The organism is Tolumonas lignilytica (assembly GCF_000527035.1).
GTDB lineage: Bacteria > Pseudomonadota > Gammaproteobacteria > Enterobacterales > Aeromonadaceae > Tolumonas > Tolumonas lignilytica.
In genome coordinates this window covers 2891022-2905543 of the sequence record NZ_AZUK01000001.1, presented here as the reverse complement: position 1 = coordinate 2905543, position 14522 = coordinate 2891022, and the positions used below count along the sequence as shown (strand labels likewise).

The following is a 14522-nucleotide window of genomic DNA, read 5'->3' as shown; positions in this document are numbered from 1 at the left end:
GGCAATGCTCTCAAATTATTTTTAAATATACGTTGTCGATTTATTCTCCTCGTTAAGTCATGCCTATACAGACATAACTCAATTATAATCATAGCCCCATTTGGATAATTTTTTGTGGCAGCTCAAAATTTAAACACCAAAAAATCCGCAGTACTCCGGCATTGGAGATCACAATATTTTCTTAAGGACTCTGACTGAGCTATTCCGCAAAACCAACCTTGGCGACAATATCAGATGGTGAATATCGCTCTCTGTGCCACGTTGTTCAATTAAGCGCATCATTTCCTGAAAACCTAACCGGCCAATTTCTCTGATAGGCTGAGCAACACTGCTGATATTCATGACTTGAGCAATGAGGGTGTTATCAAACCCGACAACCAATACATCCTCAGGCACGCGATAGCCGCGCGCATGCAGCGTTTCAATTACCAGTTGTGCCGAAACATCATTAAAGACAAAAATTGCAGAAAATGGCAAAACGGAATGCTGATCAAGATAAGCATTAAATCGTGCTGATAATTCCGGTGCTGAAACATCGGGGGTATCGATGATGCGTTCCACCGGCAATAAAATACGCAATTCAGCCAGTTTGTTGCGAAATCCGGTAAATTTCTGTTCATTTTCGTCTGCCGGGCCAAGATAACCGATTTGCGTATGCCCCATGCTGGTCAGATGTTCCGCTACTTGCGCGCCACCCTCAGCATGATCAACTGCAACACTGGTCAATTCTGCATGTAACTGGGTCAATGAAACGACCGGGAAAGGTTGCTGATTCAGTGTCATGATATGTTCAGGTTTGTTCGAGCTTGGGACAATAAACAAACCATCTATTTTCTGTTGTTTGCAGATATTCAGCAGACCCAGTTCCCGCTGTATATCCCCTCGGGAGTTATAAACCAGCAGCGACCGGCCCATGTACTGAATTTCCTGCTCAACAATATCCAGTAATTCAGCAAAATACGGGTTGGACAACGTAGGCAAAATAATAGCAAATACCCCCTGCAGCTTAGGGGCAGCCTGACGACGTTTCAGCGGTTGTTTCGCATCAACATACCCCAGTTCTTTTACTATCGCCCGTACCCGTTCTGCCGTTTCTTCCGAAACCTTTCCTTTATTGTTCATCACGCGGGAAATGGTGGCGATAGATACCCCTGCTAGTTCTGCTACATCTCTTATCGTTGTCATAATCAATTTCAACCATTGCCATTTTTTTCAGATGGTACGTAATATGCCAAAGCAACATCACTGATTTCTATATTGTTCAGCATATTACGTATTGCACGATCACATTGTGGCCAGCAGTTGTTCTACACGCGCACGCTTTTGTTGCTGTAAAAGACTGACACCGGATTTAGTGTCAAACAAATGAATATGTTCCATGCTGAAACTGACCTGCATTGTTTTGCCTCGTGGGATAATATGCCTCCCATCGGTCACAACCACCACCTGATCTTCATCTGCATATTGCGTATACGCGAATGTGGTTCCGCCCAGCGCTTCGACGACATCCACCTTCACTGAAACACGGACATCGCCAGTGGTATCAACTTGCAAATGTTCAGGCCGAATTCCTAATAACAGCACATCACCGACGGTCACCGGACGATCAATCTGTACTTGAAACTCTTCCCCGCCCGTCAATTTCAGCCAGGCTTCGTTATTTTTAGTTTGCACCACCGTGGCATTAAGAAAATTCATGCGGGGCGAACCAATAAACCCCGCAACGAACTGATTATGGGGATTATGATAAAGAGCTAAGGGTGCACCGACCTGTTCAACCCGACCATCACGCAAGACCACTATTTTGTCAGCCATCGTCATGGCCTCGACCTGATCATGTGTCACATAGACCATGGTATTGCCCAGTTGTTCATGCAACTTGGCAATTTCCACTCGCATCTGAACACGTAATTCAGCATCTAAATTCGATAGTGGTTCATCAAACAAAAAGACTTTCGGGTTGCGGACAATCGTTCGCCCAATAGCAACCCGCTGACGCTGTCCACCTGACAGTTGCTTAGGTAAACGATCCAGAAGGTGATCTAATTTTAGAATGCGGGACGCTTCGCCAACCCGTTGTTCAATCTCTGTTTTACTTTTTTTCGCCAGCCGTAAACCAAAACTCATATTTTCGCGCACCGTCATATGCGGATAAAGAGCATAAGACTGGAACACCATGGCGATACCACGATCCGAGGGCAACACATCATTGACAATCTGATCATCAATAATCACCGCACCATCAGTAATCGTTTCTAGCCCTGCGATCATGCGCAGCAATGTGGATTTACCACAACCGGAAGGGCCAACAAACACAACAAATTCGCCGTGTTTAATATCCAGATCTACACCATGAATGGTCTGCACATCGCCAAATCGTTTAATTACCTTATTCAGTTTTAAATCAGCCATTTCAAGCTCCTTATGCCATCACATTGTGCAGTTCATGTCTGTGAAAATTGCGAATTGCCACCTCACCGGAAACGAGCACCGCAAGGCATTTTTGCACAGGCCCTTCCTTACTAAATACCAGATTTGTAATGGAATATTGTCCATCATCCAGCAATAACTCCGCGGATGAACGGTCCAATAACAAATCAATGTTCAAAGGTCTGTTATCCCCTAAAGCAATCGAAAAATCATGAGGAAAATGTTCATCATATTCCGCCACCCCGATTTGACCGAGACGCTGGCAACGCAGGGTCAGTCGCCCTTGCAACACAGTGAAAGTGAACGTGAGATCGCTGAATGGTTGTAAAAATAATGAACTGTTATCTGCCAACTCGAGTGAGAATTGCAGCCGGTTTGCTGCCGACCAGTCAAACACAAAGGCCATGCCAGACCGATCCAGCGCTTTATCCACTACCAATACCGGATTTCGACACCGTTCGTTTAACTCACGGATAAAAGCGTGACACAAACGTAATCCATCCGTTGTTTTTTTAAGAGACAACTCTTGCGGCATCGTCATGGCGGAACGCCAGCTTTGTGTCGGGATCTGATTGGCATAAGGCCAACAGCTCATCCAGCTGATTGCAATTCGCCGCCCATCGGCTGTCGGGATATCGGACCATGTCTGCGTGGCATAGAAATCACGCCCATAATCCAGCCACAGCACTGTTTCCGGAGGATTTTCCGGTATAAATTTCTCACCATCAAAATGGCCGATGAAATATTGTGTCCCAGATCCGCCGGCATACGCGCCCCGTTGTACACCAACAATCAGCACCCAACGAGTTTCCTGACTGTCGCGGATATTAATTTCAAATAGATCAGGGCATTCCCATGCACGCTCATCATGCGCGCCATAATTCTCACCAAAGAAAGAGCTGAACTGCCAACTTATTGCATCGGAAGAGCGATATATGGCGATTTGCTGACCGGTGGTTACCAGCATGATCCAGGCCTGACTCAGCTCATGCCAGAACACTTTAGGGTCACGGAAGTCTTCCAATCCAGGATTGGCAACTACTGGATTACCTGCATATTTTGTCCAATGGCGACCATTATCATGACTGTATGCTAACCCTTGGCTTTGATTAAACGGAGCGTTATCGCCTGTAATCGTATAGTAGGCCAACAGTCCCTCTGTTCCGGCAAAAAAACCCGAATGATTACTACGGTCAACGACAGCAGTACCCGAAAAGCAGACCCCCAGCTTGTCAGGTGCCAGCGCAATGGGCAGATGCGTCCATGACAATAAATCTGTGCTGACGGCATGCCCCCAGTGCATTGGGCCCCACACACTGTCAAACGGGTGAAATTGATAAAACAGATGATATTCACCGTCTTTATAAACCAGACCATTCGGGTCGTTCAGCCAACCATAAGGCGGCGTAAAATGAACCAGTGGGCGATAATATTTTTCCGCTAACATAACAACTCCTGTTAAAGACTTAACCTTTCACCGCACTGCCCGTGATGCTCTGGACGAAATGCCGCTGGATGAATAAGAAGAAAATGATGACAGGGACAGCCATTGAGACAGCAAACGCCATGATGTTGCCCCAATACGCCTGGTTACTGCCGAAATAAGCAGACATAGCCACCGAAAGAGGGCGATATTCCGGTCCTCGGGTCACCATGACCGGCCAGAGGTAGCTATTCCAGAATTCCAGAAATTGCAAAATAGCGACGGTGGCAATCACCGGTTTAGAGATAGGCAAACCGATATACAGGTAGGTTTTGAACAGATTGACACCGTCTACCTTGGCAGCATCGATCAAATCTTTGGGGATCTTGGTAAAAAACTGATAGAACAAAAACAGTGCCATTGCATTACCAATAAACGGCAGAATTTGTACTTCATAGCTGTCGATGATGCCCATCTTGCTCACCATCAAAAGTTGTGGCAGAGCCAGACTTTCACCCGGAATAGCAAGTAAGGCGACGACCCCACCAATCACGATTTTGCGATATCGACCTTCGCCCCATGCCAGCGCGAAAGCGGCCGAGGAATTGACAACAATCGATAAAAATACCGTCGTAAACACAATAAACAGCGTATTGAACAGATATCGGGCAAAGGGTTGATTCGGATCGCCCCAAATCTGACGGTAGTTTTCCAGCGATAGGACATGAGGAATAAATGCCTTGATCGTCCCCATTGAGATCATGATTTGTTCTTCATCAGGATTAAGACTGATAGTAACCATCATCATCAAGGGTGCCATCACACAAACGGCAAGCAATAAAGCACACCAGATGCGTATATTTTTCAGCGTCGCCAGAAATTGCATTATCGGCATTCCTTTGCGTTCAGTTGTATCGTCAATGACAGATACCAATTGGACTGAATCAGACTTCATAGTGACCTCTATTCATTTTTCATCAGAAAACGTTGCAGCAAGGCAATAGCCGTTACAGTGAGGAAAAAAGTGACCGATACAGCAGAGGCATACCCAATTTTTTGTGCCACAAACCCGTTTTCATACATGTAATGAATAATGGTATTGGTTGCGCCATTCGGGCCCCCATGGGTAAGGATATTGACCTGCGTGAACAGCTTTAACGCACCGATGGTGGTGACAATGATGACGAAAATATTGGTATTACGCAGACAGGGCAGCGTCACATGCAAGAATTGTTGGAACGGTTTTGCACCATCAAGTTCTGCCGCTTCATAAAGATCCTTGGGTATCTCCTGCAGCCCTGCCAGATAGATCAGCATCTGGAAAGGGAAAGTGGCCCAGGCAGACAGCAACACAATGGCTGGCATGGCCATATCCACATTACCCAGCCAGTCGATATAGTGCGATGTGGAAAATAATAACTGGTAGAGGTGATTAAACAGTCCATCCGGTATTTTGTATAACACGGCCCAGATCGCGACAATCACGGTGATCGGTGTCAGTAATGGCAATAGAGCTATGCTACGAAATAGCGAACGAAATGGCAGTCTGCTGTTTAATAGCAATGCAGAGCCCAGCGAGATAGCAAGCTGGAACGGTGTCACCAGCAGTGCAAAATAAAACGTATTTTTTACCGCCTGCCAAAAAGCGGGATCCGTAAAAAGCTTCTCATAATTACGCCATCCAACCCATGCGGTGGCAATTGGACGGGCAATCAGTTTTTCATTCGTGAAAGATAAATAGCCTGACATGAAAAATGGCACAACCACGAAGAGCATTAACAGCAACATGGCGGGCATCAGCATGACCAATTCAGGCATCAGTTTCTTCAACTGGCGCATAATAACTCCTGCATAACCTGATTAAGCGAATGAGAAAAGGAGGTCTGCGCCTGCCAAGACAGGCGCGACGTTGGCTTACTGATTACTTATCAAACGGAGGGTAACCACTGTTATCTTCGATATCTTCATCAATGGTTTTTGCCGCTTTCTGCAATTCATCCTTCACATCCGATCCTTGCAGAATATGCTGTACCGCTTTTCCAAATGCGCTGGAAATCACCGGATAGGCAGGGTGAACCGGACGCACAACCGCTGCAGTCTGGGCTTGTTCTACAAATAACGCCCCCTCTCCACCCGGACGATAAATCTCTGACAATGCGACCGACGATTTACGCGCTGGAATATAGCCCGTGATATCGGCGTACTTGGCGACTTGTTCGGTTGAGAGGGCAAAATTCAGGAATTTTGAAACCTCCGCCGTATGTTTTGTTTTTGCAGGCACAGCCCAACCCCAACCACCGTTTGGCGACACCGATTTTCCCGCAAGTTTAGGGGCAGGAATCAACACCAGATCATGACCTAACCCCGTTTTATGAGCCCGCCACATCCAGTTGCCAACCCAAGCCAATGCTGCCGTTTTATCGCCATAAAAACGGTTATCCCCTGCCGTAGCGGGTACTATCCATCCATTTTTTGACCAGGTCTGAAGTTCAGTCAGTGCAGCAATAGCCGGTGGGGAATCAAGCGTGCCTTCTGCTTTCCATGTTTTACGATCAATCAGATCCGCACCGCGAGACTGAATAAATGGGGCAAATCCATAAGTAAACCATTCACCGTCATAATTCAGTTTCATATCAAGTGGCCACTGCACACCTTTGACTTTGGCCAGTTTTGCCAGGGCATCCGCGAATTCTTTGTCGTCCCACGCATCTTTAATGCTGGTTGGAATACGGACACCTGCTTCTTGTAAATATTTTTTATTACCCCACAACAACACGGAGGAGTCATAAGGACTGAGCATATAAATTTTTTTATCAGGACCGTATATGCCTTGTTCTTTTACCGAAGGGAGTAAATCCGCCACAATCGATTTGTCCACCAAGCCATCTAGCGGCTGTAGCATTTTCGTCCAAACATAGTTGGCCATGTTTGGACCATCCACCATGATCACATCCGGCAAATCACCAGACAGTGCTGCCGCTTGAATTGCATTGTTGTAACCGGGAATAGGAACAACATTGACGGTTAAATTCTGATCTTTGTATTTGGCATTAAAGTTTTTTTCCAGTTGCTGGAAAAACGGTTTTTCAGAATCACCATCGATAACCCATGCTTTCAGTTCCAGTGCATAACTTGTTTGTGCTGCAAACACACTGGCAACACACAATCCAAGTAAGGATTTTTTCATGCTATTCCCTTCCCTTTGCTGACAATAATCCGATCACCATTGGTGACCACAAAATAGAGTGTCAATGGTGATTGTTTACTCAACACCAAAGAAACAAAACTCAAAATAAATGTAACAACAAGACACTTATTGAGCTGGCAGCAATATACGAGGGCGCAACGGCAAAAATAACGATCAAAATCACATAAAATGGTTAACAAAGCCAAAAAAACAAATAAAACACAAGGGTAACGCAAAAAATTTGTTACCCAGATATCCGCGACATCGACAGAAAATAAAACCACCTCGTCGATATTCCCAATGAAAATGAACACATGACATTTCGGTATCATGAACCATCCGTCAGATAACTGAGTTCCAGACTGACCAGTGCTGCCGCAAGCACATTCAAGAATCAGATGACGGGTGAAAAATTTGCGGGCTCCGGCAGAAATAAAACATGCTTCGATAATTCATTACTCTTTGTCTGTTTTTTTAACTTATATTTCAGCATTGGCATTTTCCTATAAAACAGATGTAACAAAATTTCGTTACATTGCATTTCACAATGGAGTTAATTGAGATGGCAAGAGTATGGGTTACTGGTGATGCGGTGGTTGACTTGATCCCGAATGGCGAAACCAATTATCTGAAATGTCCGGGTGGCGCACCTGCCAATGTGGCGGTGGCTATTTCAAGACTCGGAGGCAACAGTGCGTTTTTTGGCCGCGTAGGTCAGGATCCGCTGGGCCGCTTCATGAAACAAGTGCTCAAAGATGAAGGGGTTGATACCCAATACATGCTGTTGGATGAAGTACACCGGACATCCACCGTGATTGTCGATCTGGATGCCCAAGGAGAACGCAGTTTTACTTTTATGGTAAAACCAAGTGCAGATCAGTTCCTGCAACCTGCGGATGTTCCTGTTTTTCAAAAAGGTGAATGGCTGCATGTCTGCTCTATCGCGCTGGCCAATGAACCTTCGCGTTCAACTACCCTCGCCGCCATGAAAGCGATCAAAGCCGCGGGAGGATATGTCTCTTTTGATCCCAATTTACGTGAAGAGGTCTGGTCGAATCCGACTGATCTAAAGCCTGTGGTGCTGCAAGCTGTCGCTCTCGCTGATGTAGTTAAATTTTCAGACGATGAATTGCTCTTTCTGACTGAACAAGCCGACTTGCAGGCTGCATTGGATTGGTTACAAAAACAGTATCAACTCCCTCTGGTTATCATCACGCAGGGTAAAAAAGGTGCGTTAGTGGTTCACAATCACGAACAGCAATTTGTCAAAGGGAAACCTGTTGATCCGGTTGATACCACGGGTGCTGGTGATGCATTTGTTGGTGGTTTGCTGGCCGGTCTGGTGGTTTGTGATAACTGGCATGACAATGAACAGTTGCTGAATATTATTCGTCAGGCCAATGCCTGCGGAGCATTAGCAACCACTGCCAAAGGCGCAATGACTGCCTTACCAACCAAAAAACAATTACAGCATTATCTTGCAGAGCCTGCCGTACAATAACGACACAAGCCTGGATTGCGTTACAAACCGATCCAGGCTGTTCTATCTGATTGAAGACATCATAAAAAATAGAAACTGAGTGAATATAAATTAACTCACTCAGTGAATATATTCGGCAAATTAATTCACTGAATATATTCGGCAAATATCCTTAACGAAAAAAAAGAGACTTACATCGAAGTCTCTTTTTTAAAACACTTTTATAAAACAGTTATTTACGGCCCAATAAGGCTGCGCAAATAAAGAATTTTGCAATGCCGTTATGATCTTTTTTTATTCTAGCAATCACGCGATCCTTTTCAACCAACTCCCAATCTTCACTACGTGAACGGGGAGATTTAATGCCCGAACACATAAGGTATTCGATAAAAAGATGCGCATTTTTTATTTCAGTTAAATGAAAATCCATACCCGTTGAACTCCGTATCATAAGTGGAAAAACAATGAATGCACCCTCTAGAGCCCGTCAATCACCCCTAAAGATTGCTAGCACTCTCGAGTTAAAACCTATTTTTCTAGGTGGTGAAATGAGTTTACACAGCCCGCGCTTTTATCTGAAAGAGATATCTTTCGATTCGGTATGTCTGTCACAAATATAAACTTAAGTGAACAGTATCAAATTTTATTAAAACAAACACCATTTTAAATGCAAATTAAATATATCAATAAGAGGTGTTCAAAAACAAAACAACAGAAAGCGGTTTCATTAACATACAATATTTCTGCATGTCTAATAATTTAAAATTTCATTAATTTCCCTAAAAAGGCATAACCACATATAAATCAACATCAATTAACAGATCGATACTAAAAATAAGCAAATGATTCGGTTTATTGCCTTTGAAATAGCAGAGTCCACTTGCCCACTATTTTTAATTCAACACAAGTCATACGGACATTCTCATAATTTATCTTGATATCAATATATTTTCGGAAATAGAAATAAATCAGTGACAAATCAGAGCCGCCACTCGTTTTGATTGGCCGAGCATTGTTCGACAATGTAGGCTGAGTTCCTGCAGCAAACTAAAGCGACACTATAATCAACGTAGAAAGGATGTCATCCAGAAGGCACGTAATGGGTACTGAGGTTATCAGTGACATATTGTCCTACTTCTGCACACTTGTGGCTGACGGCTATTGGATTGTGTTTCTCATTGCATTCTTAGACACCACATTTTGGATTAGCCGCCTGATACCAGGCTCAACCATCATGGTTATATCGGGCGTGCTCTGTCAATCAGGTCACGTCGATGCCTTACCGCTGCTTGTTTTTGCTATCGCAGGGGCCTTGCTCGGAGATAACTGCAACTATTATTTCGGACTAAAATACGGTTTTAGCCGTTTGAACTCAAAATTCAGGCTTTGGCACAATGATGAGATAAAAAACCAAGGTCATGCTTTCACACAATTTGGTGTGTTGAATATCTGTTTTGAGCGATTTATACACCGGAGAAAAGAATTGATGCCACTCATGGCTGGCCATCTCAAGATAAGCAAGGATGCTTTTTTTATCTGTGATTTATTGGGTGTGACAGGATGGGCTCTGACTTATCTATTTTTAGGCTATTTTCTATCACGATATCTGAATGTAGCAACTTTATGGTCATCACAAGCGGGGTTACTGCTCAGTGGTATTATAATGTTTTTGCTATGCCTTTTGTTTTTAAAATGGCTAACCATCAAAACCGGGAAAAAAATCATTTTCTTTCTTAACACCATGTTTCAAGTCATTACACACTTTCTCTTAAACAACAAATATATTTTTTATTGGAATGATAACTATCCAAAATTAACTATATTTGTAAATGCGAGAATGGACAGTAAAACCTTCGCCGGAAGGCCATTAACAATAATCCTATTTGCTTTATTCTATGTAGTAGCACTCTTCGCTGGAATTATAGAAGATTTCATCACGTCTGATTCGATTGTTACTTTTGACATTAAAATATCAAATGTTTTTTACATTTTCAGAAGCCAATCATTAACGCATCTGTTTTTATGGATAACCCTTCTGGGTAAATTAGAAGTTATTTCAGTTTTGTTATTTGCAGCGTCTATCATTCTCTGGTTGTGGCAAAAAAAAGTTTTTATTTTGCCATTATTGATTTCCGCCTTAGGTAGCCTCTCTTTTACTTATATTGGCAAACTCACGTTCCAGCGCGCCCGCCCTGAATTTGCGATCTATCAGGAAAATTCATTTTCTTTCCCTAGTGGCCACACAGCCATTTCAGTCGCTATTTATGGTTTTATGGGTTATCTGCTGATCCGCTTTGCTCATGACTGGTCAAATAAAGTAAATATCTTTTTCATTACCGTGGCGATGGCATGTCTAATTGGTCTAAGCCGCGTGTATCTTGGTGTGCACTACATCAGTGATATCTGGTGTGGTTACTTGGTAGGCGGCATCTGGTTAATTATTGCCATAGCCCTTTCGGAATGGCTCCAGTTTAAAAGCATAACGCCTACGCTCATGCTAAGTTTATCTGTCAAACGATGGACAACTGGCTTGGTATCGGGTTCAGCTTTTCTTTTTTATATTATTTTCTCATTAAACTATCAGCCATTACCTGCGCCAAAACAGCCTCATAAGAGTATAGTTATAACAAACGTTTCCGATATATTCACATCCCCTCAGTTAAAACAGTCTGAGAATTTGATAGGAACAAAACCGCAAAATATCAACTTCATTTTCATTACCAAAAATAGAACCACGCTGATGACAGCACTGACAAAAGCAGGTTGGATACAAACAGATACCGCTAATATCCCAACTCTCATTCATGCCATGAAATCATTTATTACTCGATCAGCCAACCTTTCCGCACCCGCTTATCCGGCATTTTGGAATTTTAAAATGCAGGATCTGACTTTTAGAAAACAAGTGGACAGAAATACACCGTTATCTGTTTATTATCTCAAGATATGGCAGACGTCATATATCTCCACTGATGGTAAAAATATATTTGTCGGATTATATGCTCCATCCAATGATGACAATGCAAATACAAAAAACACCATAAACACGCGTAACTTGCCAGATATTCCTTTTGCCAGTCATGATGATATCCATGTCATTTCATTACATCCGTAGTTATCTTTTGGAGCCGATATGCCGAATATTACAGAGAAACCATCGTTTTCAATCGCACAAAGAATTAAGAGTATTGAACATGCGGTTTGTGGCATCACCGAAATGCTAAAAAGCGAACACAACGCCTGGGTACACTTATTTTCAACAATCTGCGTGATTTTGCTCGGGCTATTGCTTCACGTTACATCCACTGAATGGTGTTTGTTGATTCTGGCGATTGTGTCTGTGTGGGTCGCAGAGGCATTGAATACCGCATTTGAATTGTTGTGTGATGTTGCATCCCCTGATTTCCATCCCTTAGTCAAGAAATCGAAAGATGTGGCTGCTGGAGCGGTGCTGTTGAGTGCAATCGGCGCTTTCATTCTTGCGCTTCTGATTTTTATTCCTCACCTGACCGCCTAAACCTCATAAATGAAGGAGAAAAATGGGCTATGACATCCGGAAATGGAAAATTCTATGTCGTTGAATTGCTCAATCTTCACTAAAAGCTATATAGTTATTTCAGTAAGTGACAATTCTTAATAATTACAAATACTGCACAGGAATATCGCTTGATAGGTAAAGTTTTTCTTGCAACCGCTTATACCTCACTGCTTCAGGAAGTCGTAGAAGGCATCCCTATTCGTGTGTTTTGGAAGGATATCAACTCTCAGTTTTTAGGATGTAACTCCCTCTTTGCAAAAGATGCCGGGTTTACCTCGCCACAAGATATCATCGGAAAAACTGATTTTGATCTGGTCTGGCACGAACAGGCAGCCGGATACCGTGATGATGATCGGCTCGTCATGGATTCTGGCGAAGCCAAATTAAATTATGAAGAAAAACTGACCACATTTTCCGGCAATATTATTTATCTGCGAACGTCAAAAGTGCCCTTAAGGGATGCCGACCAAAATATCATCGGTATCTTGGGTATTTATGAAGACATTACTGCACGCAAACACGCAGAAGAAATGGAGCGACAACTGACCAGAGCACTTAAACTGATCAGCAAATGCAATGCCGCCCTTATTCATGCTGAAAATGAAATGAGTTTGCTAGCTGATATTTGCCGTTTAACGGTAGATGTGGGCGGATATCAACTCGCGTGGGTGGGTTATCCTGAACAGGATATTGCCAAAAGTGTACGCCCCATCGCCCAATCAGGTTATGACGAAGACTTTTTGAACTCGCTTGCGATCTCGTGGGATGATATTCCACATGGACGAGGCCCAACCGGTACAGCGATCAGAACCGGAAAAACTGTAGTTAATGCGAATACGCTTACAAACCCTACGTTAGCCCCCTGGTTTGATACCGAATTCCCCCGGCATTTTTACTCAAGTATTGCGCTTCCGCTAAAGAACCAAAATCAGATTATCGGTGTATTAAGCATTTATGCTGCCGAACCTGATGCCTTCGGCTCTGAAGAAGTGACGTTGTTGGAAGAACTGGCCTCTGATCTGGCGTTTGGGATCAACACACTGCGCACCCGCCATTTGCATGATGCTGCAGAAAAGAAACTTGCCTTTCTGGCACATTTTGACCCGTTGACGCATCTACCCAACCGAACGCTGCTGAGAGATCGATTTAATCAGGCTGTAGTAGTGGCCGATCAGACACAGACTGCCGTTGCCCTTTTCTACCTTGATTTAGATAACTTCACTAATATCAATGACAGTTTGGGCCATGCCTGTGGCGATCAACTCTTGATCCAAGTGGCGGAACGATTACAAACCTGTATTGGTAAAACCGACACGCTGAGCCGCCAAAGCGGAGATGAATTTGTCATCCTGCTGACCGATATTGGCGGAAATATCAGTCTCATTGAGACAATCATCCAGAACATACTTTCCGCGTTCAGTACGCCTTTTAGTATCGACTCTTACACCCTGAATATGTCCTGCAGCATTGGGATCAGCTTATATCCTCAGGATGAACGAACCTTTGATACATTACTGACACAAGCAGACACCGCCCTTTATCATGCCAAACATGCCGGGCGGAATACCTATCGCTTTTTCGATGAAAAGATGAACAGCCAGGCAATGGCCTATATGCAGTTACAAACCGATCTGCATCATGCCTTGCAAAACAATGAACTGCGCCTGCATTACCAGCCCCAGCTTGATGCCGTCACACAGCGAATTAAAGGCGTTGAAGCCTTACTCCGGTGGGAACATCCTCAACATGGCATGATCTCGCCCGCGACATTTATTCCCAGCGCGGAACAGAGTGGATTAATTATCCCTATTGGCGAATGGGTTTTAAATGAAGCATGTCAGCAAACTCAACGCTGGCGGAACCAGTGCCATGAACCAGCACTGATCGTTGCCGTTAATCTCTCGGCATTGCAATTTAAACGCGGCAATCTGGTTAAAACCATTACTCAGGCGCTCGAAAAATCCGGGTTACCCCCTGAAAATCTGGAACTGGAACTCACCGAATCCATTCTTCTGCATGACATGAATGAAGTCAGAAAGATCCTCCATCAACTGACAACTATGGGGGTTCGTCTTTCTATCGATGATTTTGGTACCGGCTATTCTAGTCTGGCTTATTTGAAACAATTGGAAGTCGATAAGTTAAAAGTGGATCAATCGTTCGTGCATGACATGGTCAGTGACTATGGTGATGCGGCAATCGTCAAAGCGATCATTCAGTTAGGGCATACCCTGGATCTGGATGTGATTGCAGAAGGCGTTGAAACAAAGGAGCAGCTCGCTCTGTTAAAAGAATACGGCATCGACGAAATACAGGGTTATTTATTTAGCCGCCCCTTACCAGCCGAGCAATTTATTGAATTTTACAACCAGCGCCTCATCTAATTCGCAACCGCTGCCTGCATACAGCGTTTATTTTCTGTTGCCATGTAAGAAATAAGCAGTCTCTACCGACTATTTCTGCG

The 14522-nt window shown here is 43.8% G+C and carries 11 protein-coding genes; 4 read left to right on the top strand and 7 right to left on the bottom strand.

The window, feature by feature from the left end; translation table 11 throughout:
* Positions 1–168: 168 nt before the first annotated feature.
* The 6 genes from H027_RS0113575 to H027_RS0113550 all read right to left on the bottom strand — a co-directional run bounded on the left by H027_RS0113575 (position 169) and on the right by H027_RS0113550 (position 7040).
* Positions 169–1185: a LacI family DNA-binding transcriptional regulator gene (locus H027_RS0113575; protein WP_081741515.1), complete on the bottom strand. Its 1017-nt coding sequence runs from the start codon at positions 1183–1185 to the stop codon at positions 169–171.
* A 99-nt stretch (positions 1186–1284) separates the two neighbouring features.
* The gene (locus H027_RS0113570; RefSeq protein WP_024872999.1) at positions 1285–2412 is read right to left on the bottom strand and encodes an ABC transporter ATP-binding protein; all 1128 of its coding nucleotides are present in this window, start codon (positions 2410–2412) and stop codon (positions 1285–1287) included.
* Positions 2413–2422: 10 nt separating this feature from the next.
* On the bottom strand, positions 2423–3877 hold the full coding sequence (locus H027_RS0113565) for a glycoside hydrolase family 32 protein (protein WP_024872998.1): 1455 nt from the start codon (positions 3875–3877) through the stop codon (positions 2423–2425).
* 19 nt (positions 3878–3896) lie between these two features.
* A complete protein-coding gene (locus H027_RS0113560; RefSeq protein ID WP_051448993.1) occupies positions 3897–4808 on the bottom strand; it encodes a carbohydrate ABC transporter permease in 912 nt (303 codons plus the stop codon).
* Between the two features lie 8 nt (positions 4809–4816).
* On the bottom strand, positions 4817–5692 hold the full coding sequence (locus tag H027_RS0113555) for a carbohydrate ABC transporter permease (RefSeq protein WP_024872996.1): 876 nt from the start codon (positions 5690–5692) through the stop codon (positions 4817–4819).
* An 82-nt stretch (positions 5693–5774) separates the two neighbouring features.
* Positions 5775–7040: an extracellular solute-binding protein gene (locus H027_RS0113550; protein WP_024872995.1), complete on the bottom strand. Its 1266-nt coding sequence runs from the start codon at positions 7038–7040 to the stop codon at positions 5775–5777.
* A gap of 562 nt (positions 7041–7602) precedes the next feature.
* Here H027_RS0113550 and H027_RS0113535 point away from each other — a divergent pair.
* Entirely contained in the window at positions 7603–8541 is a 939-nt protein-coding gene (locus tag H027_RS0113535) for an aminoimidazole riboside kinase (RefSeq protein ID WP_024872993.1), read from the top strand.
* 211 nt (positions 8542–8752) lie between these two features.
* Here the strand turns inward: H027_RS0113535 and H027_RS0113530 are convergent, their stop codons facing one another.
* Positions 8753–8950, bottom strand: a complete 198-nt coding sequence (locus H027_RS0113530; RefSeq protein ID WP_024872992.1) for a hypothetical protein — start codon at positions 8948–8950, stop codon at positions 8753–8755.
* Between the two features lie 669 nt (positions 8951–9619).
* Here H027_RS0113530 and H027_RS17905 point away from each other — a divergent pair.
* The 3 genes from H027_RS17905 (at position 9620) to H027_RS0113515 (ending at position 14442) form a co-directional block, all read left to right on the top strand.
* Positions 9620–11635, top strand: coding sequence for a bifunctional DedA family/phosphatase PAP2 family protein (locus tag H027_RS17905; RefSeq protein ID WP_024872991.1), 2016 nt, complete (start codon positions 9620–9622; stop codon positions 11633–11635).
* A gap of 18 nt (positions 11636–11653) precedes the next feature.
* Entirely contained in the window at positions 11654–12037 is a 384-nt protein-coding gene (locus H027_RS0113520; RefSeq protein ID WP_024872990.1) for a diacylglycerol kinase family protein, read from the top strand.
* A 149-nt stretch (positions 12038–12186) separates the two neighbouring features.
* Positions 12187–14442, top strand: coding sequence for a sensor domain-containing protein (locus H027_RS0113515; protein WP_024872989.1), 2256 nt, complete (start codon positions 12187–12189; stop codon positions 14440–14442).
* Positions 14443–14522: the final 80 nt, after the last annotated feature.

Excerpts from the sequence above, each read along its gene's own strand:
- H027_RS0113575 (WP_081741515.1), bottom strand. The coding sequence starts at position 1,185 with ATGACAACGATAAGAGATGTAGCAGAACTAGCAGGGGTATCTATCGCC.
- H027_RS0113570 (WP_024872999.1), bottom strand. The coding sequence starts at position 2,412 with ATGGCTGATTTAAAACTGAATAAGGTAATTAAACGATTTGGCGATGTG.
- H027_RS0113565 (WP_024872998.1), bottom strand. The coding sequence starts at position 3,877 with ATGTTAGCGGAAAAATATTATCGCCCACTGGTTCATTTTACGCCGCCT.
- H027_RS0113560 (WP_051448993.1), bottom strand. The coding sequence starts at position 4,808 with ATGAAGTCTGATTCAGTCCAATTGGTATCTGTCATTGACGATACAACT.
- H027_RS0113555 (WP_024872996.1), bottom strand. The coding sequence starts at position 5,692 with ATGCGCCAGTTGAAGAAACTGATGCCTGAATTGGTCATGCTGATGCCC.
- H027_RS0113550 (WP_024872995.1), bottom strand. The coding sequence starts at position 7,040 with ATGAAAAAATCCTTACTTGGATTGTGTGTTGCCAGTGTGTTTGCAGCA.
- H027_RS0113535 (WP_024872993.1), top strand. The coding sequence starts at position 7,603 with ATGGCAAGAGTATGGGTTACTGGTGATGCGGTGGTTGACTTGATCCCG.
- H027_RS0113530 (WP_024872992.1), bottom strand. The coding sequence starts at position 8,950 with ATGGATTTTCATTTAACTGAAATAAAAAATGCGCATCTTTTTATCGAA.
- H027_RS17905 (WP_024872991.1), top strand. The coding sequence starts at position 9,620 with ATGGGTACTGAGGTTATCAGTGACATATTGTCCTACTTCTGCACACTT.
- H027_RS0113520 (WP_024872990.1), top strand. The coding sequence starts at position 11,654 with ATGCCGAATATTACAGAGAAACCATCGTTTTCAATCGCACAAAGAATT.